The organism is Kitasatospora sp. NPDC096204 (assembly GCF_044763205.1).
In the GTDB taxonomy this organism is placed as follows: domain Bacteria; phylum Actinomycetota; class Actinomycetes; order Streptomycetales; family Streptomycetaceae; genus Kitasatospora.
The window spans coordinates 142614-163574 of sequence record NZ_JBIWFT010000001.1; the positions used below are offsets into that span (position 1 = coordinate 142614).

The following is a 20961-nucleotide window of genomic DNA, read 5'->3' on the forward strand; positions in this document are numbered from 1 at the left end:
TCATGACCGATCTGCTGGACCGCCTGCGCGACACCGTCGCCGCCCACCCCGGTGGCACCGCCGTCCTCGCGGGCCCGGCCCGCCTGGACTTCGCCGAACTCGACCGCCGCACCGCCGCCCTGGCCCGCGCCCTGCGCGAGCGCGGCATCGGCCGCGGCGACCGGGTCGGCGTCCACCTCGCCCGCACCGCCGACCTGCCGGTCGCCCTGCTCGCCGTCTGGCGGGCCGGCGCCGCCTACGTCCCGCTCGACCCGGCCTACCCCGCCGAGCGGCTCGCCCTCATGGCCGCCGACGCCCGGCTCGCCGCCCTGATCAGCGCCGACGGCCTGCCCGCCGCCGAGGGCGTGCCGGTGCTGCGCCCGGACGCCGCCGCCGACGGGCCCGAACTGCCGGAGCACGCCCACCCGCTGGACCCGGCCTACGTCATCTTCACCTCAGGCTCCACCGGCCGCCCCAAGGGCGTCGAGGTGTCGCGCGGCGCCGTCGCCGCCCTGGTCGAGGCCCTGGAGACCGCCGGCGCCTACCGCGCCGAGCCCGGTGTGGTCGGCTGGAACGCCAGTGTCTCCTTCGACGCCTCCGTCCAGCAGTGGGCCCGGATCTGCCGCGGCGACACCGTCCTGGTCATCGGCGAGGAGCAGCGCGCCGACCCGGCCCGGGTGGCCGCCCTGCTCGCCGAGCACGCCGTCACCGACCTCGACCTGACCCCCTCGCACTGGGAGCTGCTGCGCGAGCCGCTCGCCGGCGCCCGGGTGCCGCGGCTGTTCATGGGCGGCGAGCCCGTCCCCGAGCGCACCTGGCGGGAGCTGGCCGACGGCGGCATCGACGCGCTCAACCTGTACGGGCCCACCGAGTGCACCGTCGACGCCGTCACCGCGCCGATCACCGGCCCCGGGCCGCACCTGGGCGAGCCGCTGCCCGGGGTGCGCCTGCACCTGCTGGACGAGAAGCTCGCTCCCGTCCCCGACGGCGTCGTCGGCGAGCTGTACCTGGCCGGGCCCGGCCTCGCCCACGGCTACGTCGGCCGGCCCGGCCTGACCGCCGAGCGCTTCCTCGCCGACCCGACCGCCCCCGGCGAGAGGATGTACCGCACCGGCGACCAGGCCCGGCGCGGCGAGGGCGGCCGGCTGGAGTACGTCGGCCGGGTGGACCGCCAGGTCAAGCTGCGCGGCTACCGGATCGAGCTCGGCGAGGTCGAGCACGCCCTGGCCCGGCTGGCGGGCGTCCGGTCCGCCGCCGTCACCGTGTACGAGCCCGCCCCCGGCGACCGCCGGCTCGCCGGGTACGTCACCGGCGCCGTCACCGCCGCCGAACTGACCGAGCGGCTGCGGGCCACCGTCCCCGCCCACCTGGTGCCCTCGACGATCACCGTGCTGGACGCCCTGCCGCTCACCCCGAACGGCAAGGTCGACCTGGCGGCGCTGCCCGTACCCGCCGCCCCCGCCGCCGCCGTCGAGGAAGGCGCGCCGCAGGAGGCCGCCGGACTGGCCGGGCAGGTCGCCGAGGTCTGGAGCACCGTGCTCGGCGTCGGCGGCGTCCGGCCCACCGACGACTTCTTCTCGCTCGGCGGCCACTCGATCGCCGCGCTGCGGGTCGTCCACCTGCTGCGCCGCCGGCTCGGCATCGAACTCCAGCTGCGCCACCTCCTCGACTCGGCCGACCTCGCCGCCTTCACCGCCACCGTCGAGCGCGCCGTCGCGGCCGGCACCGCCGCCCCGCGGCCCGCCCTGACCGCCCGCGCCCGGGCGGCCGGCGCATGACCACCGCACTGCGGGTGCGGCCCCGCGTCGAGGGGGACTGGCTGTTCGTCCCCGCCCCCCAACCGCACCGCCCGTACCGGCTGTTCTGCTTCCCGCACGCCGGGGGCGACGCCACCGCCTACACCCCGCTCGCCCGCGCCCTCGCCCCGGTCGCCGAGGTCTGGGCGCTGCGCCCGCCCGCCCGCGGCGGCCGGCTCGGCCACCCGATGCCCGCGAGCTTCGACCTGCTGGTCGACGCCGTCCTGGAGGCCCTCACCCCGTACCTGACCGGCCGGTTCGGCTTCTACGGGCAGAGCTTCGGCGCCCTGCTCGGCTACGAGGTCGCCCGGGCGCTGCCCGCCGAGCGCCGGCCCGAACTGGTCGTCGCCGCCTCCGCCTCGCCGCCCGCCGCCTGGGCCGGCGCCGACCGCCCGCAGTACACCGCCGACGACCTGCTGCGGCTCGCCGGGATGGGCGAACTCGTCGCGGGCGACGGCGACCTCAAGGAGCACGCGCTGCGCGGCATCCGCACCGACCTGGCCGTGGTCGACACCTACCGGCCCCGCCCGCACCCGCCGATCGGCTCGGCCCTGCACACCGTCGTCGGCGTCGAGGACCCGCTCCTCGCCGTCGGCGGGCTCGAAGGATGGGCCGTCCACACCCGCGGCGGCCACGGCCACCACGTCGTCCCCGGCGGCCACCTGCTCGCCACCGTCGACGGGCCCGGCCCGGTCGACCTGCTGACCTCCCTCGTCGCGCGGCCCGGCGCCGCCCACGACCCCACCACGGAGCACTGATGCCAGCCACCACCGCGGTCGACCTCACCGACCCCGACCTGTGGGCCCGCCCCGACACCCCCGCGCTGGTCGCGGAGCTGCGCCGGGAGTCCGCCGTCCACCTCACCGACACCGTCGACGACGGGCCGGTCTGGTCGGTGCTCTCCTACCGGCACTCCGCCGAGGTGCTGCGCAACGCCGCCGTCTACAGCTCCGAACAGGGTTCGCTGCTCGGCGCGGGCGAGGGCAACGTGCCGGTCGGCTCCGGCCGGATGATGGCCCTCACCGACCCGCCCCGGCACCGCGAACTCCGCGCCCCCGCCAACCCGTTCTTCTCCCCGGGCGCGGTGCGCGGAGCCTCCCGGGGCATCGCCGAACTCGCCGCCTCGATCGTCGACCAGGCCGTCGAACAGGGCGAGGTGGACCTCGTCGACGCCGTCTCCGCGCTGCCGCTGTCCGTCATGTGCGACCTGCTGGACGTCCCGGAGGCGGACCGCGACATGGTCGTGCGGGTCTGCGACGTCGCCTTCCTCGGCCGCACCCCCGAGGAGCGCCGGGCCGGCCACCAGCAGCTCATCCCGTACCTGCTGCACCAGGTGATGCTGCGCCGCAGCGACCCGCGCGACGACCTGATCAGCATGATGGCCACCTACCGGGTCGGCGGGAAGCTGCTGCCGATCGAGGACGTCGTCCTCAACCTGGACAACATCGTGGTCGGCGGCGTCCAGACCGTCCGCCACACCGCCGCCATGGGCCTGCACACCCTGGTCCAGCACCCGGACCTGTGGCGGCAGCTGCAGCGCGGCGAGGTCGGCATGGACTCGGCCCTGGACGAACTGCTGCGGTGGACCTCGGTCGGGCTGCACACCCTGCGCACCGCCGGCCGGGACACCGAGCTCGACGGCCGCACCATCCGGCGCGGCGACCGGGTCGCGGTCTGGGTCTGGTCCGCCAACCGGGACCCGGAGGCCTTCGACCGGCCCGAGGAGATCCTGCTCGACCGCGCCCCCAACAAGCACCTCGCGCTCGGCCTCGGCGCCCACTACTGCGTCGGCGCGCCGCTGGCCAAGGCCGAACTCGGCGGCCTGTTCACGGCGATGCTGGAGCGCGTCGCCGCCATCGAGCCGACCGGGCCGGTCACCCACAACCGCTCGATCATCAACTTCGGCCTGGACCGCTTCCCGGTCCGCCTCACCCCGCGCTGACAGCCCGTTCCGCCCTGCGGCAGGGCCCCAACTGCCGCGTTCCTGCCGCGACTCCTGCCGTTCCGCCGCGCGGCCCGCCCCTACCTTCGAAGCAACCCAAGGAGGACACCATGAGCAACCCGTTCGAGGACGACAACGCCGGCTACCTGGTGCTGGTCAACGACGAGAACCAGCACTCCCTGTGGCCGGTCTGGATCGACGTGCCGGCCGGCTGGACCACCGTCCACGGCGAGGACACCCGCCAGGGCTGCCTCGACCACATCGAGGCCAACTGGACCGACATCAGGCCCGCCAGCCTGGTCGCCGCCCTCGCCGACCGGTGACCGCCGCCATGCCGACCTGGGAACTGAACCCCGGCCGCCCGGCCCTCGCCCACGCGCCGCGCACCGCCGACATCGGCGAGGCCTGCGAGTGGCTGCGCGAGAACGAGAGCGCCCTCACCGAAGCCCTGCACCGGCACGGCACGATCTTCCTGCGCGGCCTGCCGGTCGCCGACACCGAGGACGTCGCCGCCGTGCGCGACGTCCTCATCCCCGAGCGCACCCCGTACCGGGAGAAGGCCACCCCGCGCAGCGACTACGGCAACGGCGTCTTCTCCTCCACCGACCTGCCGCCGGCCCAGCCGATCCGGATGCACAACGAGAACAGCTACACCCTGACCTTCCCCGGCCGGCTGCTCTTCGCCTGCCTGACCGCCCCCGAGGAGGGCGGGGCCACCCCCACCGCCGACTGCCGCCGGGTGCTCGACCACCTGCCCGCGCACCTGGTCGAGCGGATGCGGACCTACGGCTGGACCCTCACCCGCAACTACTCGGACTACGTCTCCCTCGGCTGGCGCACCGCCTTCGCCACCGAGGACCGCGCCGAGGTCGAGGCCTACTGCCGGGAGAACGGCATCACCACGGAGTGGCTGGCGGACGGCAACCTGCGCACCACCCAGCTGCGCCCCGGCACCATCCACCACCCGGTGACCGGCGAGGAGGTCTGGTTCAACCACCTCGCGTTCTGGAACGAGTGGTCGCTCGACCCGGACATCCGCGAGGCGATGACCGACGAGTTCGGCCCGGACGGCCTGCCGTTCAACACCGGGTTCGGCGACGGCGAACCGCTGGAGCGCGCCGACGTCGACGCCCTCAACGAGGCGTACCACGCGGCGACCGTGCGCGAGCGCTGGCAGGTCGGCGACGTGATGCTGGTCGACAACGTGCTCTGCGCCCACGGCCGGGACCCGTACCGCGGCGACCGCAGGATCGCCGTCTCGATGGGGCGCCCGCTGGACGTCCTGGACTGCCGGCCCAGCGTCCGGCCCACCCTGGCCGCCGTCTGAGGGCCCCGTTCCGCACCGCCCCGCCGACCAGCCCGTGCCGTTGCCGTGAGCAGACCCGAGTAGAGGAAGCACCGTGATCCCGGTTTCGTACGCCCAACAACGGCTCTGGCTGATCGACCAGATCGAGGGGCCGACCGCGCTGTACAACCTGCCGTTCGCCCTGCGCCTGCGCGGCCGCCTCGACACCGCCGCGCTGCGCGCCGCGACGGCGGACGTGGTCGCCCGGCACGAGGCCCTGCGCACGGTGTTCCCGGTGGCCGGGGGCGTCCCGGTGCAGCGGATCCTGCCGGCCGAGGAGGCGCGACCGCGCTTCCTGGCCGTGGACTGCGCACCGGACGACTACCCGGCCCGCCGGGACGCCGCGGCCGCCGAGACCTTCGACCTGAGCCGCGAACTGCCCATCCGGGTCACGGTGTTCACCCTCGCCCCGACCGAGCACGTGCTGCTCGTCGTGCTCCACCACATCGCCGGCGACGGCTGGTCGCTCGGCCCGCTGCTGCGCGACCTCGCCGAGGCCTACCGGGCCCGGCTCGCCGGCCGCGCCCCCGACTGGGAACCGCTGCCGATCCAGTACGCCGACTACGCGCTCTGGCAGCGCGACCTGCTCGGCGACGAGCACGACCCCGAGAGCCTGCTCGCCCGCCAACTCGACCACTGGCGAACCGCGTTGGCCGGACTCCCGGAGGAACTGGAGCTGCCGACCGACCGCCCCCGACCGCCCGCCCCCACCGGCGCCGCCGACTCCGTCGACCTCGCCTGGGACGCCGGCCTGCACACCGCCCTGGTCGACCTCGCCCGCACCCACCGCACCACCCTGTTCACCGTTCTCCAGGCCGGCCTGGCCGCCCTGTTCACCCGGCTCGGCGCCGGCACCGACATCCCGCTGGGCACCGGCGTCGCCGGACGCTCCGACGAGGCCCTGGACGACCTCGTCGGCTTCTTCGTCAACTCCCTGGTCCTGCGCGCCGATACCTCAGGCGACCCGGGCTTCGCCGAACTGCTCGGACGGGTCCGGGAGGCCCAACTCGACGCCTTCGCCCACCAGGACCTCCCCTTCGAGCGCATCGTCGAGGAGCTCAACCCGCCCCGGGCGCTCGGCCGTCACCCGCTGTTCCAGACCCTGCTGGTGCTGCAGAACCACGGCCAGGACGCCGAACTCGACCTGCCCGGGCTGGAGTCCGCCCCCGAGCCGATCGGCCTGCGGGTCGCCAAGTTCGACCTCAACATCGGCATCACCGAACGGCACGGCCCCGACGGCGCCCCCGCCGGGCTCACCGGCTCGATCGAGTACTCCGCCGACCTCTACGACCGCGCCACCGTCGCCGCCCTGGCCGAACGGCTCGGCCGGCTGCTGGCCGGCGCCGCCGCCGACCCGCACGCCCCCATCGGCACCCTCGACGTGCTCGCCCCCGAGGAGCGCACCCGCGTCCTCACCGAGTGGAACGCCACCGACGCCCCCCGCCGGTCCGGCACCCTCGCCGAGTCCTTCGAGCGCCAGGCCGACCGCACCCCGCACGCCACCGCCCTCGTCCACGACGGCGGCGCCCTCAGCTACGCCGAACTCGACACCCGCGCCAACCGCCTCGCCCACCATCTGACCGCCCTCGGCGTCGGCCCCGAGACCCCCGTCGCGATGCTGATGGAACGCTCCGCCGACGTCGTCGTCGCCACCCTGGCCGTCCTCAAGGCCGGCGGCTGCTACGTCCCCATGCACCCCGGCCTGCCGCCCGAGCGGATGACCGGCGTGCTCGCCGACACCGCCGCCCCCGTCCTGCTCACCGACCGCGCCGACCCCGGCTTCCCGCACGGCGCCGCCGTGGTCCGCCCCGGCGACGAGGCCGGCGCCCCCGGCCACCGCCCCGGCCTGCCCGTCCACCCGGACCAGCTCGCCTACGCGATGTACACCTCCGGCTCCACCGGCCGCCCCAAGGGCGTCGCCGTGCGCCACCGCGACGTCCTCGACCTCGCCGCCGACCGCCGCTGGCGGGACGGCCGGCACCGGCGCGTCCTGCTGCACTCCCCGCACGCCTTCGACGCCGCCACCTACGAGATCTGGACGCCCCTGCTGGCCGGCGGCACCGTCGTGGTCGCCCCGCCCGGCGCCCTCGACGCCGCCGCCCTGCACGCCGTCACCGTCCGCCACGCCGTCACCGCCGTCTTCCTCACCAAGGCCCTGTTCGACCTCGTCGCCGAGCAGGCCCCGGAGACCTTCGCCGCCCTGCGCGTCGTCTGCACCGGCGGCGAGGCCGCCTCCGGCGTGCTGATGCGGCGCGTCCTGGAAGCCTGCCCCGACCTGCTGCTCGCCCACGTCTACGGGCCCACCGAGACCACCACCTTCGCCACCCACCACCCGCTCGCCCCCGCCGACCTCGACGGCCCCCGGGTGCCGATCGGCGGCCCGATGGACAACATGCGCGCCTACGTCCTGGACGCCCGGCTGCGCCCCGTCCCGCCCGGCGTCCCCGGCGAGCTGTACCTCGCCGGCGCCGGCCTGGCCCGCGGCTACCTCGGCCGGCCCGGCCTGACCGCCGAGCGCTTCGTCGCCTGCCCGTACCTGCCGGGCGAGCGCATGTACCGCACCGGGGACCTGGTGCGGCTGCGCGCCGACGGCGCCGTGGAGTTCCTCGGCCGGATCGACGGCCAGGTCAAGCTGCGCGGCTTCCGGATCGAACTCGGCGAGATCGAGGCGGCGCTCTCCCGCCACCCGGCCGTCCGCCAGGTCATCGTGATCGCCCGCGAGGACCGCCCCGGCGACACCCGGCTGGTCGCCTACTGCACCGCCGAGGCCACGCTCACCCCGGCCGAGCTGCGCGCCTTCGCCGGCACCGTGCTGCCCGGCTACATGGTCCCCGCCGTGGTCGTCCTGCTGGACGCGCTGCCGCTCAACGCCAACGGCAAGGTCGACCGCCGGGCCCTGCCCGCCCCCGACCTCGCCGCCGACGACACCGGGCGCGCCCCCAGGGACGAGCGCGAACGGGTGCTCTGCGACCTCTTCGGCGACCTCCTCGGCATCGACGACATCACCATCGACGACGACTTCTTCGCCCTCGGCGGCCACTCCCTGCTCGCCACCCGCCTGGTCGGCCGGGCCCGCGCCGAACTCGGCGTCGAACTCGCCATCGGCGACCTCTTCCAGGCGCCCACCGTCGCCGGGCTCACCGACCGGATCGCCGAGCGCGCGGCCGACACCCCCGCCCCGGCCCGCCCCGCGCTGCGCCCCGCCGTCCGGCCCGAGCGGGTGCCGCTCTCCTTCGCCCAGCGCCGCCTCTGGTTCCTCGACCGGGCCGACGGCCCCTCGGCCACCTACAACGTGACCCTCGCCCTGCGGCTGAGCGGCCCGCTCGACCCCACCGCCCTGGCGGCCGCCCTCGGCGACGTCGTCCAGCGGCACGAGGCCCTGCGCACCGTCGTCGGTGAGCAGGACGGCACCCCGTACCAGCGCGTCCTCGACGCCCCCACCGCCGCCCTGCTCACCGTCACCGACCGCCCGACCGACGAACTCGCCGGCCACACCTTCGACCTCGCCACCGACCTCCCGGTCCACGCCTACCTGCGGTCCGAGGGCGCCGAGGAGCACGTGCTGGTCCTGGTCGTCCACCACATCGCCGGGGACGGCGCCTCGCTCGGCCCGCTCTACCGCGACCTCGCCGAGGCCTACCGCTCCCGCCTGGCCGGCGACGCCCCCGACTGGGCGCCGCTGCCCGTCCAGTACGCCGACCACGCGCTCTGGCAGCACGAGCTGCTCGGCTCCGAGGAGGACCCGCAGAGCCTGCTCTCCCGCCAACTCGCCCACTGGCGCGAGACCCTGGCCGGCGCCCCGGAGGAGCTGCCGCTGCCGCTGGACCGCCCCCGCCCGCCGGTCGCCTCCCACCGCGGCGCGGTCGTCCCGCTGGAGTTCGACGCCGACCTGCACGCCCGGCTCACCGCCCTCGCCGCCGAACACGGCGTCACCCTCTTCATGGTCCTCCAGGCCGCGTACGCCACCCTGCTGCACCGCTTCGGCGCCGGTACCGACCTGCCGATCGGCACCCCGCTGGCCGGGCGCCTCGACGAGGCCGTGCAGGAGCTGGTCGGCTTCTTCGCCGGCACCCTGGTGCTGCGCACCGACCTCGCCGGCCGCCCGGGCTTCGCCGACCTGCTGGCCCGCGTCCGGGAGACCGACCTGGCCGCCCACGCCCACCAGGACGTGCCCTTCGAGCGGCTGGTGGAGGAGCTGAACCCGACCCGGTCGACCGCCTGCCACCCGCTGTTCCAGGTGATGCTCGCCTTCGCGGGCGCCGTCGAGGACGGCCCGGACCTGCCCGGCGTGACGGTGACGGAGGAGCCGGTCGACTTCGGGACGGCCACCTTCGACCTCACCCTGCGCCTGGTCGAGCGGCAGGGCGCCGACGGTGCCGCCGGAGGCCTGGCCGGCGTCCTGGAGTACGCCACCGACCTGTTCGACCGCGAGACCGCCGACCGGCTCGCCACCGCGCTGGACCTGATCCTCCGTCAGATCGTCGAGGACCCCCGGCGGTCCGTCGCCGAACTGGACGTCCTGCCCGCCGCGGCGCGGTCCGCGGCCGCGGGCGACCACACACCGCTGCCCGCACGGGTGCCCCTGGTGCCCGCCGCCTTCGAGGCCCAGGCCGCCCGCACCCCGGAGGCCGTCGCGCTGGTCTGCGGCGACACCCGGCTGACCTTCGCCGAGCTGAACGCCCGGGCCAACCGCCTCGCCCACCGGCTGATCACCCAGGGCGTCGGCCCCGAGCACGTGGTGGCGCTGGCGCTGCCGCGCTCCGCGGAGACGGTGGTGGCGATCCTCGCCGTGCTCAAGGCCGGCGGCGCCTACCTGCCGCTGGACGCCGAGTACCCGGCCGAGCGCACCGCCCACATGCTGGCCGAGGCCCGCCCGGCACTGGTGCTCACCGACGACCGCTGGCCGCTGCCCGAGGCACTCGACGGACACCCCGCGCTCGACCTCGCCGAACCGGGTCCGGGTCCGGGCCCGGAGACGGACCCGGCGCCGCGGGCCGGCGCGGCCGACGCCGCCTACGTCATCTTCACCTCGGGATCCACCGGCCGCCCCAAGGGCGTCGTCGTCCCGCACGGCGGCATCGCCGCCCTGCTGGCCGCCCACCGCACCGGAGTGATGGCCGGCACCACCCGGCAGCGGGTCGCCCTCACCGCCTCGCTCTGCTTCGACGCCTCCTGGGACGGCCTGCTCTGGCTCGTCGCCGGGCACGAGCTGCACCTGGTCGGCGGCGACGTGCGGCGCGACGCCCGGGCCCTGGTCCACCACGTGCGCGAACAGCGGATCGGCGTCCTGGAGGTGACCCCCTCCTACGCCGAGCAGCTGCTCGAGGAGGGCCTGCTGGACGAGCCCGCGCCGGCCCTGGTGCTGCTCGGCGGCGAGGCCGTCGGCCAGGCGCTCTGGACCCGGCTGCGCGAGGCGCCGGGCACCGCCGCCCACAACCTCTACGGCCCGACCGAGTGCACCGTCGACGCCCTCACCCACCCGCTGGCGGCCACCGGGCGGCCCGTCCTCGGCCGCACCGTCGCCGGCACCCGCGGCTACCTCCTGGACGAGTACCTCAACCCCGTCCCGACCGGGGTGCCGGGGGAGCTGTACCTGGCCGGCGCCGGGCTGGCCCGCGGCTACCTCGACCGCCCGGGACTCACGGCGGAGCGCTTCGTCGCCTGCCCCTTCGAGCCGGGCGCGCGGATGTACCGCACCGGGGACCTGCTGCGCCGCACCCGGGACGGGGAGCTGGAGTACCTCGGCCGCACCGACCACCAGGTGAAGATCCGCGGCTTCCGGATCGAACTCGGCGAGATCGAACGCGCCCTGACCGCCCACCCCCGGGTGCTCCAGGCCGCCGTCCTGCCCGACCAGGACGCGCTGCGCCTGGTCGCGTACACCGTCACCGACGGCCCGCTCGACCCGGCCGAACTGCGCGCCACCGCCGCCCGGACCCTGCCCGGCTACATGCTGCCCGCCGCGATCGTGCCGCTGGACGCGCTGCCGCTGAACGCCAACGGCAAGCTGGACCGGTCCGCCCTCCCGGCGCCGGACTTCGCCGCGCTGTCCGCCGGCCGCGCCGCCCGCACACCGCAGGAGGAGATCCTCTGCGGACTGTTCGCGGAGGTGCTCGGCCTGGAGACGGTCGGCATCGACGACGACTTCTTCGACCTCGGCGGCCACTCCCTGCTCGCCACCAAGCTGCTCAGCCGGGTACGGTCCGCGCTCGGAGCCGAACTGGGGATCAGGGACGTCTTCGAGACGCCGAACGTGGCCGGGCTGGCCGGCCGGCTGGGCGCCGGCCCGCGGCGGGCGGCGCTGGGCGGAAACGGCACGCGCCCCGAGCGGGTGCCGCTGTCCTTCGCCCAGCAGCGGCTGTGGCTGATCGACCGGATGGAGGGCCCCAGCGCCCTCTACAACGCGCCGCTGGCACTGCGCCTGGCGGGCGAACTGGACGCCGCCGCACTGGAGTCGGCGCTCGGCGACCTCCTCGCCCGGCACGAGAGCCTGCGCACCCTGATCGGCGAGAGCGAGGACGGCACCCCGTACCAGCGGATCCTCCCGGCCGGCGAGGCCGCCGCCCCCCTCGACACGCGCGCCTGCCCGGCCGCCGAGGTCGCCGGCGCCGTGGCCGAACTGTGCCGCCACGCCTTCGACCTGCGCACCGAACTGCCCCTGCGCGCCACCCTGTTGCGGGTCTCGCCCGAGGAGCACGTGCTGGTGCTGGCGCTGCACCACATCGCCAGCGACGGCTGGTCCCTCGGCCCACTGGTCCGCGATCTCACCGCCGCCTACACCGCCCGCACCGGCGGCCACGCCCCCGACTGGGCGCCGCTGCCCGTCCAGTACGCCGACTACGCGCTCTGGCAGCGCGAGCTGCTCGGCGACGAGGAGGACCCGCGGAGCCTGGCCGCCCGCCAACTCGCCTACTGGCGCGACACCCTGGCCGACCTCCCGGAGGAGGCCACGCTGCCGCTGGACCGCCCCCGCCCGCCCGTCGCCTCCCACCGCGGCGACCGGGTGGCGCTCACCCTCGACGCGCGGCGCCACCGCGAACTGCTCGCCCTGTCGCGCGAGCACCGGGTCACCCTGTTCATGACCGTCCAGGCCGCGCTCGCCGCCCTGCTCACCCGCCTCGGCGCGGGCACCGACGTCCCGATCGGCTCGGTCGTCGCCGGGCGCTCCGACGAGGCGCTGGACGAGCTGGTCGGCTTCTTCGTCAACACCCTGGTGCTGCGCACCGACACCTCCGGCAACCCGAGCTTCGCCGAACTGCTCGGCCGTGCCCGGGAGACCGCCCTCGGCGCCTACGCCCACCAGGACACGCCGTTCGAGCGCCTGGTGGAGGAGCTCAAGCCGGCCCGATCGCTGGCCCGCCACCCGCTGTTCCAGGTCATGCTGGTGCTCCAGAGCAACGAGCGGGCCGAGCCGTCGACGGCGGGCCTGCGGGTCGAGCCGCTCGGGGCGGGCACCGGCTCCGCCAAGTTCGACCTCAGCCTGATCGCCGAGGAGTCCTTCGGCCCCGACGGCGAGCCCGCCGGGATCGACTGCGCCCTCGACTTCGCCACCGACCTCTTCGACCGCGAGACGGTCGAGGCGATCGCCGCCCGACTCGGCCGGCTGCTGGCGGCGGTGACGGCCGAGCCGGAGCTGCCGATCGGCCGGATCGAGCTGCTCCCGGCCGAGGAGCGGGCCGCGCTTCCGACCGCCGGCGCCGCCCTGCCGGCCGAAATCCCGCTGCTGCCCGCCGCCTTCGCGGACCAGGCCGCCCGCACCCCGGAGGCCGTCGCGCTGGTCTGCGGCGACACCCGGCTGACCTTCGCCGAGCTGAACGCCCGCGCCGACCGCCTCGCCCGCCGCCTGCGGGCCGCGGGCGCCGGACGGGAGTCGGTCGTCGCCCTCGCCCTGCCCCGCTCGGTGGAGACGGTGGTCGCCATGCTCGCCGTGCTCAAGGCCGGCGCGGCCTACCTGCCGCTGGACGCCGAGTACCCGGCCGAGCGCACCGCCCACATGCTCGCCGACGCCCGTCCGGCGCTCGCCCTCACCGACGACCGCTGGCCGCTGCCCGAGGTGCTGACCGGCCTGACCACCCTGGACGTCGCCGGCCTTCCGGAAGGCGACACCGACGACCCGCAGTACGACGCCGTCGACCCGCAGTACGACGCCGTCGACCCGGGCGACGCCGCCTACGTCATCTACACCTCGGGCTCCACCGGCCGCCCCAAGGGCGTCGTCGTCCCGCACGGCGCCGTCGCCGCCCTGCTGGCCGCCCACCGCGCCGCCCTGATCCGGGGCGTCGAGGAGGCCCACGGCCGGCAGCGGATCGCGCTCACCGCCTCGCTCTGCTTCGACGCCTCCCTGGAGCCCGTGCTCTGGATGTTCGCCGGGCACGAGCTGCACCTGATCGGCGACGAGCTGCGCCGCGACCCGGCCGCCCTGGTCCGGCACACGGCCGAGGCCGGCATCGACGCCCTGCACATCACCCCGTCCTACACCGAGCAGCTGATCGAGGAGGGGCTGCTGGACGCACCCGCGCCACGCCTCCTGCTGCTCGGCGGGGAGGCCGTCGGCCAGGCGCTGTGGCAGCGGCTGCGGGAGCACCCCGACACCGCGGGCCACAACTTCTACGGCCCGACCGAGGCCACCGTCTACGCGCTGACCCAGCCGTTCGCCGCGGTGGAGTGCCCCGGCCTCGGCGGCCCGATCGCCGGGGTGCGGGCGTACGTCCTGGACGAGTACCTCAACCCCGTTCCGCCCGGTGTACCGGGGGAGTTGTACCTGGCCGGTGCCGGGCTGGCCCGCGGCTACCTGGACCGTCCCGGCATGACGGCGGAGCGCTTCGTCGCCTGCCCCTTCGAGCCGGGCATGCGGATGTACCGCACCGGGGACCTCGCCCGGCGCACCCGCGAGGGCGGCGTGGAGTACCTGGGCCGCACCGACCACCAGGTGAAGATCCGCGGCTTCCGTGTCGAACTCGGCGAGATCGAGCAGGTGTTGGCCGGCCACCCCGCCGTCCGCCAGGCCGTGGTCACCGTCCGGGAGAGCGACACCGGTGACCGGCGACTGGTCGCCCACTGCGCGGCGGCCCAGGAAACGCCCGAACTCGCCGCCGAACTACGGCGGTTCGCCGCCGAGTCACTGCCCGGCTACATGGTGCCGGCCGCCGTCGTCCTGCTCGACGCGCTGCCCCTGACGGGCAGCGGCAAGGTCGACCATCGGGCGCTCCCCGCACCGGACTTCGCCGCGCTGTCCGCCGGCCGCGCCGCCCGCACACCGCAGGAGGAGATCCTCTGCGGACTGTTCGCGGAGGTGCTCGGCCTGGAGACGGTCGGCATCGACGACGACTTCTTCGACCTCGGCGGCCACTCCCTGCTCGCCATGAAGCTGCTCAGCCGGGTACGGTCCGCGCTCGGAGCCGAACTGGGCATCCGGGACGTCTTCGAGGCTCCGACCGCGGCCGGGCTGGCCGTTCGACTGGCCGTTCGGCTGGGCGTCGGTTCGCGGCGGGCGGCGCTGACCGCCGACCGTGAGCGGCCCGAGCGGGTGCCGCTGTCCTTCGCCCAGCAGCGGCTGTGGCTGATCGACCGGATGGAGGGCCCCAGCGCCCTCTACAACCTGCCGCTCCTCCTGCGTGTGGCAGGGGAGTTGGACCAGGGCGCACTGGAACTGGCACTCGGCGACGTCGTCGCCCGGCACGAGAGCCTGCGCACCCTGATCGCGGAGAGCGAGGACGGCACCCCGTACCAGCGGATCCTGCCCGTCGGGCAGGCCCGCGTCCGGGTCGAGCTGCTGCCGGCCGGCACCGACCCCGCGAGCCGTACGGCCCTGCCCTTCGACCTGGCCGCCGACCTGCCCGTCCGCGCCCACCTGATCCCGGCCGGGCCCGGCGAGCACCTGCTCGCCCTCGTCCTGCACCACATCGCCGGGGACGGCTGGTCGATGGGCCCGCTGCTGCGCGACCTCGCCACCGCCTACGCGGCCCGCACCGGTGGCACGGCCCCGCAGTGGGCGCCGCTGCCCGTCCAGTACGCCGACTACGCGCTCTGGCAGCGCGAGCTGCTCGGCGAGGAGGACGACCCGCGGAGCCTGCTCTCCCGCCAACTCGCCCACTGGCGCGAGAAGCTGGCCGGTCTGCCCGAGGAACTGTCGCTGCCCGTCGACCGGCCGCGCCACGCCGCCGCCACCCACCGCGGCGACCGGGTCGTCGTGCCCTACGGCGCCGAACTCCACCGTGCGCTCGGCGAGTTGTCACGCGAGCACCGGGTGACGATGTTCATGACCGTCCAGGCCGCGCTCGCCGCTCTGCTCACCCGTCTCGGCGCGGGCACCGACGTCCCGATCGGCTCGGTCGTCGCCGGGCGCTCCGACGAGGCGCTGGACGAGCTGGTCGGCTTCTTCGTCAACACCCTGGTGCTGCGCACCGACACCTCCGGGAACCCGAGCTTCACCGAGCTGCTGGCCCGCGTCCGGGAGACCCAACTCGACGCCCACGCCCACCAGGACGTGCCCTTCGAGCGCCTGGTCGAGGAGCTGAACCCGGCCCGCTCACTGGCCCGCCACCCGCTCTTCCAGGTGGCGCTGCTGCTGGAGGGCCGGTCGGGCGACTCCGCGCCGCTCGCCCCGGCCGGACTGGACGCCTCCGTGGAGTCCTCCGCCGGGACGGTCGCCAAGTTCGACCTGAGCGTCGGCCTCGGCGAGTCCTTCGACGCCGACGGCGCGCCCGCCGGCCTGGAGTGCGCGATCGACTTCGCCACCGACCTCTTCGACCGCGAGACGGTCGAGGCGATCGCCGTCCGCTTCGGCCGACTGCTGACGGCGGTGGCCGCCGATCCGGGGCTGCCGATCGGCCGGATCGAGCTGCTCCCGGCCGAGGAGCGCGCCGCGCTCCCGACCGCCGGAGCCGCCCTGCCGGCCGAAGTCCCGCTGCTCCCGGCCGCCTTCGCGGACCAGGCCGCCCGCACCCCGGAGGCCGTCGCGCTGGTCTGCGGCGACACCGCGCTGACCTTCGCCGAACTCAACGCCCGCGCCAACCGCCTCGCCCACCACCTGATCGGGCAGGGCGTCGGCCCCGAGTCCGTCGTCGCCCTCGCCCTGCCCCGCTCGGCCGAGAGCGTGATCGCGATCCTGGCCGTGCTCAAGGCCGGCGGCGCCTACCTGCCACTGGACGCCGACCACCCCGCCGACCGCACCGCCCGCACCCTCGCCGACGCGACCCCCGCCCTCGTCCTCACCGACGACGGCTGGCCGAAGCCCGAGGCCCTGGCCGGCACCCCCGCCGTGGCCGTCGCCGAGGCCACCGGACCGGACAGCGACCCGGCACCGCGCGCCGCGGCCGACAACGCCGCCTACCTGATCTACACCTCGGGCTCCACCGGCCGCCCCAAGGGCGTCGTCGTCCCACACGGGAGCATCGCCGCGCGGCTGGCCGCCCACCTGGCCGGGGTGGTCGCCCCCGCCGAGGCCGCGCACGGCCGACTGCGCGCCGCGCTCACCGCCTCGCTGTCCTTCGACGGATCACTGGAGAGCCTGCTCTGGATGTTCGCCGGGCACGAGCTGCACCTGATCGGCGACGAGCTGCGCCGCGACCCGGCCGCCCTGGTCCGGCACGTCCGCGCCACCGGCATCGGCGCCATGGACCTCACCCCCTCCTACGCCGAGCAGCTCCTCGCCGAGGGACTGCTCGCGGGCGAGGGACCGCTCGCGGGCGGGGGACCGCTCGACGGCGGGGGAGTGCTCGACGGTCAGGGAGTGCCCCGTGGCGCCGCACCGTCCGTGCTGGTGCTCGGCGGCGAAGCCGTCGGACAGCAGCTCTGGAGCGCCCTGCGCGAGGCCCCGGACACCGTCGGCCACAACCTGTACGGCCCGACCGAGGCCACGATCTACACCCTCGGCCAACCCGTCGCCGCCGCACCGCGCCCCGGCCTCGGCGGCCCGATCCCCGGGGTGCGGGCGTACGTCCTGGACGAGTACCTCAACCCCGTCCCGCCGGGCGTGCCGGGGGAGTTGTACCTGGCCGGTGCCGGGCTGGCCCGCGGCTACCTGGACCGCCCGGGGCTCACGGCGGAGCGCTTCGTCGCCTGCCCCTTCGAGCCGGGCGGCGCGCGGATGTACCGCACCGGGGACCTCGCCCGCCGCACCCGCGAGGGCGGCGTGGAGTACCTGGGCCGCACCGACCACCAGGTGAAGATCCGCGGCTTCCGGATCGAACTCGGCGAGATCGAGCACGTGCTGACGCGCCACCCGCGGGTGCAGCAGGCCGCCGTCCTGCCCGACGGGGACGGGCTGCGCCTGGTCGCGTACGTCGTCACCGACGGCCCGCTCGGCCCGGCCGACCTGCGCGCCTTCGCCGCCGGCCACCTGCCCGGCTACATGCTGCCCGCCGCCGTCGTCCCGCTCGCCGCCCTGCCGCTCACCGGCACCGGCAAGCTCGACCGGACGGCGCTGCCCGCACCGGACTTCGGGCCGCTCACCGGCGGCCGCGCCGCCCGCACCCCCCAGGAGGAACTGCTCTGCGCGCTGTTCGCCGAGACCCTCGGCCTGGAGCGCGTCGGGATCGACGACGACTTCTTCGACCTCGGCGGCCACTCCCTGCTCGCCATGAAGCTGCTCGCCCGCGTCCGCACCACCCTCGGCGCCGACCCCGGCATGCGGGCGCTGTTCGAGGCGCCCACCGTGGCCGGCCTCGCCCGGCACCTCGACCGGAGCCCCGACCACGGCCCGGCGGCCGACGCCCTGGACGTCCTGCTGCCGCTGCGCGCCGGCGGCGAACGCGCCCCGCTGTTCTGCGTCCACCCGGCGGCCGGCATCAGCTGGGTCTACTCCGGGCTGCTGCGCCACCTCGGCCCCGAGCAGCCGGTGTACGGCCTCCAGGCCCGGGGCCTGCGCGGCGACGCACCGGCGAGCGTCGCCGAGATCGCCGAGGACTACGTGCGGCAGATCCGCGCGGTGCGCCCCGACGGCCCGTACCACCTGCTGGGCTGGTCCTTCGGCGCGGTGGTCGCGCAGGAGATGGCCGTGCGGCTACGGGCCGAGGGTGTGGAGGTCGGGCTGCTGGCCCTGCTCGACGGCGCCCCGGCGACCCGCACCGACGACGCCCCGCCGCCCGTCGAAACCGCCGACACCCTGGCCGAGTTGCTGCACTCGCTCGGCTACGACCCGGCGGACGGCCGGGGCCTCGCCGACCTGCGGGCCGTGCTCGGTGACGCGGTGGCGGTGCTGCCCGAGGTCTTCGACCGGCACCGCAAGCTGATGGCCGAGCACGTGCCCGCCCGCTACCCGGGGGACGCCGTCTTCTTCGGGGCGACCACCGGCAAGCCCGCCGACTGGCCGTACGAGCAGGCCTGGCGGCCGTACCTGGACGGCCGGATCGACAGCCACCGCCTCGACTGCGCGCACGGCGAGCTGACCAGGCCGCAACCGCTCGCACGGATCGCCGCCGTGCTGGCGGAGAAGCTGCGCGCCGTCGAGAAGCCGGCCGACGCGCCGGCCGAGAACCCGCCCACGAACAAGCCCACCGACAAGCCCACCGAGAAGCCGGGAGCGTGACCCGCGATGACCACCACCATCCCGATCGAGTCCCCGGCCGCCCCGCCGGACGGCCCGCGCGGCCGCTGGGGCCTGTGGGCCCACGGAGACTTCCGCCGGCTCTGGATAGGTGAGACCACCAGCACCCTCGGTACGGCCGTCGGCAGCGTGGCGCTGTCCCTGGTGGCCGTGGTCACCCTGGGCGCCGGCCCGCTCGCGGTGGGCGTGGTCAACGCCGCCGCCTGGCTGCCCTGGCTGTTCCTCGGCCTGCCGGCCGGCGCCTGGGTGGACCGCTGGCCCCGGCTGCGGGTGATGCTGGTCTGCGACCTGCTGCTGCTCGTCCTCTTCGGCAGCGTCCCGGTGGCCGCCTGGCTGGGGGCGCTCTCGCTCGCCCAGCTGGTGGTGGTGGCGCTGCTGACCGGGGCGGTGAAGGTGTTCTTCTCCACCGCCTACGGGGCGGTGCTGCCCACCCTGGTGGCGAAGGCCGACCTGCTGGAGGCCAACGTCAAGCTGCGCTCCGGGGCCTCGGCGGCGGAGATCGCCGGCCCGGGCGTGGCCGGTCTGCTCGCCCAGGCCCTCGGCGCCGCCAGCGGGATGCTCGCCGACTCGCTCAGCTACCTGGTGTCGGCGGTCTTCCTGCGGCGGATCAGGACGGAGGAGCGCCCCCCGCCGGTGTCCGAGCGGCGCGGCATCCCGCGCGAGATCGGTGAGGGCGTCCGGTTCCTGCTGCGTGACCCGTACCTGCGCACGTTCGCCTGCTTCGCGGCGGTCGGCAACCTGGGGCTGAACGGCATCCAGGCGGTGCAGACGGTCTTCCTGGTGCGCAGCGTGGGGATCGAACCGGGCGCGGTCGGCGCGGTGTTCGCCCTGGTGAGCGTCGGCGGGCTGGCCGGCGCGATGCTGGCCGGGCGGATCGCCCGCAGGCTGGGCACCGCGCGCGGGCTGCTGGTCTGCGAGCTGGTGGTCGCGCCCTTCATCCTGCTGCTGCCGCTGGCGGGGGAGCGGCTGCCGCTCGTGGTCAGCGCGCTCGCCTGGGCCGTCGCGGTCTGCGGCGTGGTGGCGGGCAACGTCCTGGCCGGCAGCTTCTCCCAGGCCTACTGCCCGCCCGAGCTGATCGGCCGGATCCGGGCCAGCTCCGCGACCCTCAACTACAGCGCGATCCCGGTGGGCGCCCTGCTCGGCGGCTGGCTCGGCGAGACGATCGGCGCGCGCGGCACCATCTGGCTGATGGCGGGCGTGCTGCTCTCGGCCGGCGGGGTGCTGCTGGCCAGCCCGCTGCGCGGCCTGCGCGACTTCCCGACCCGGCCTTCGGCCCCCGCCGCCTGACCGCCCCGCCTGACCGCCCCGCCTGACGCCCTGCCTGACCGCGCCGCCCCACCTCCCGCCCCGCCCTCACCCGGAGGACCCCATGACCCGCACCGCCCGTCCGCGCCACTACCTGATGTGCCGTCCGACCCACTTCGAGGTCAGCTACGCGATCAACCCGTGGATGGACCCGGCCAAGCCGGTGGACACCGACCTCGCCGTCGCCCAGTGGGAGCGGCTGTACTCCCTGTACGGCGAACTCGGCCACCGGGTCGACCTGATCGATCCGCTGCCCGGCCTGCCCGACATGGTGTACGCGGCCAACGGCGCCACCGTTGTGGACGGCAGGGTGCTCGGCGCGCGCTTCCGCAACGCCGAGCGGGCCGCCGAGGGCCCGGCGTACCTGGAGTGGTTCCGCGCCCGGGGCTTCGAGACCCGCGACCCGGAGCACGTCAACGAGGGGGAGGGGGACCTGCTGCTGACCGCCGGTTACGTGCTGGCCGGGCGGGGCTTCCGCAGTGTGGCCGACGGGCACGCGGAGGCCCAGGAGTTCTTCGGCCGGCCGGTGGTCGGCCTGGAGCTGGTCGACCCGCGCTACTACCACCTGGACACCGCACTCGCGGTGCTCGACGGCGACGAGATCATGTACAACCCGGAGGCCTTCTCGGCCGGCAGCCGCGCCGTCCTGCGCCGGCTGTTCCCGGACGCCCTGCTGGTGGACGGGGCCGACGCCGAGGTGTTCGGCCTCAACGCGGTGAGCGACGGCCTGCACGTGGTGTTGCCGGAGGCGGCCGTCGGCCTGGCGGCGCGGCTGCGGGAACGCGGCTTCCGGCCGATCGGGATGGACCTCAGCGAGCTGCTCAAGGGCGGCGGCAGCGTGAAGTGCTGCACCCTGGAGATCCGTCCGGCGGCCTGAGCCTCCCGCGCCGCGCCGCCCGCGCCGCGCCGCCCGCGCCGCGCCGCCCGCGCCGCGCCGCCCACGCCGAGCCGCCCGATCGGGCCGGCCCGCCGGGCACCGGTGATCCCTGGCGATCCCTGGCGACGCCTGGTGATCACCGGTGCTCGGCTGTAGATCGGCCGTTGAACG

Annotated in this window: 8 protein-coding genes; all 8 read left to right on the plus strand. The window is 75.9% G+C overall.

Annotation, left to right across the window (positions count from 1 at the left end; all coding sequences use genetic code 11):
* Positions 1 to 2 precede the first annotated feature (2 nt).
* Complete coding sequence (locus tag ACIQ87_RS00505; RefSeq protein ID WP_402399344.1) at positions 3 to 1757, plus strand: non-ribosomal peptide synthetase; 1755 nt, start codon at positions 3 to 5, stop codon at positions 1755 to 1757.
* The gene (locus tag ACIQ87_RS00510; RefSeq protein ID WP_402399347.1) at positions 1754 to 2533 is read left to right on the plus strand and encodes a thioesterase II family protein; all 780 of its coding nucleotides are present in this window, start codon (positions 1754 to 1756) and stop codon (positions 2531 to 2533) included. Before ACIQ87_RS00505 ends, ACIQ87_RS00510 begins: the two co-directional genes overlap by 4 nt.
* A complete protein-coding gene (locus tag ACIQ87_RS00515; RefSeq protein ID WP_402399349.1) occupies positions 2533 to 3717 on the plus strand; it encodes a cytochrome P450 in 1185 nt (394 codons plus the stop codon). The genes ACIQ87_RS00510 and ACIQ87_RS00515 overlap by 1 nt, the downstream gene beginning before the upstream one ends.
* A 110-nt stretch (positions 3718 to 3827) precedes the next feature.
* A complete protein-coding gene (locus tag ACIQ87_RS00520; RefSeq protein WP_380451513.1) occupies positions 3828 to 4040 on the plus strand; it encodes an MbtH family protein in 213 nt (70 codons plus the stop codon).
* Between the two features lie 8 nt (positions 4041 to 4048).
* The gene (locus tag ACIQ87_RS00525; RefSeq protein ID WP_402399352.1) at positions 4049 to 5044 is read left to right on the plus strand and encodes a TauD/TfdA family dioxygenase; all 996 of its coding nucleotides are present in this window, start codon (positions 4049 to 4051) and stop codon (positions 5042 to 5044) included.
* A 73-nt stretch (positions 5045 to 5117) separates the two neighbouring features.
* Entirely contained in the window at positions 5118 to 18590 is a 13473-nt protein-coding gene (locus tag ACIQ87_RS00530) for an amino acid adenylation domain-containing protein (RefSeq protein WP_402399355.1), read from the plus strand.
* Positions 18591 to 18596: 6 nt separating this feature from the next.
* Entirely contained in the window at positions 18597 to 19895 is a 1299-nt protein-coding gene (locus ACIQ87_RS00535; protein WP_402399358.1) for an MFS transporter, read from the plus strand.
* 82 nt (positions 19896 to 19977) lie between these two features.
* Positions 19978 to 20790 (plus strand): dimethylargininase, encoded by an 813-nt coding sequence (ddaH, locus tag ACIQ87_RS00540; RefSeq protein ID WP_402399360.1) that lies wholly within the window; start codon positions 19978 to 19980, stop codon positions 20788 to 20790.
* Positions 20791 to 20961 lie beyond the last annotated feature (171 nt).

Coding starts and splice junctions, on each gene's coding strand:
- ACIQ87_RS00505 (WP_402399344.1), top strand. CDS start 3: ATGACCGATCTGCTGGACCGCCTGCGCGACACCGTCGCCGCCCACCCC.
- ACIQ87_RS00510 (WP_402399347.1), top strand. CDS start 1,754: ATGACCACCGCACTGCGGGTGCGGCCCCGCGTCGAGGGGGACTGGCTG.
- ACIQ87_RS00515 (WP_402399349.1), top strand. CDS start 2,533: ATGCCAGCCACCACCGCGGTCGACCTCACCGACCCCGACCTGTGGGCC.
- ACIQ87_RS00520 (WP_380451513.1), top strand. CDS start 3,828: ATGAGCAACCCGTTCGAGGACGACAACGCCGGCTACCTGGTGCTGGTC.
- ACIQ87_RS00525 (WP_402399352.1), top strand. CDS start 4,049: ATGCCGACCTGGGAACTGAACCCCGGCCGCCCGGCCCTCGCCCACGCG.
- ACIQ87_RS00535 (WP_402399358.1), top strand. CDS start 18,597: ATGACCACCACCATCCCGATCGAGTCCCCGGCCGCCCCGCCGGACGGC.
- ddaH (WP_402399360.1), top strand. CDS start 19,978: ATGACCCGCACCGCCCGTCCGCGCCACTACCTGATGTGCCGTCCGACC.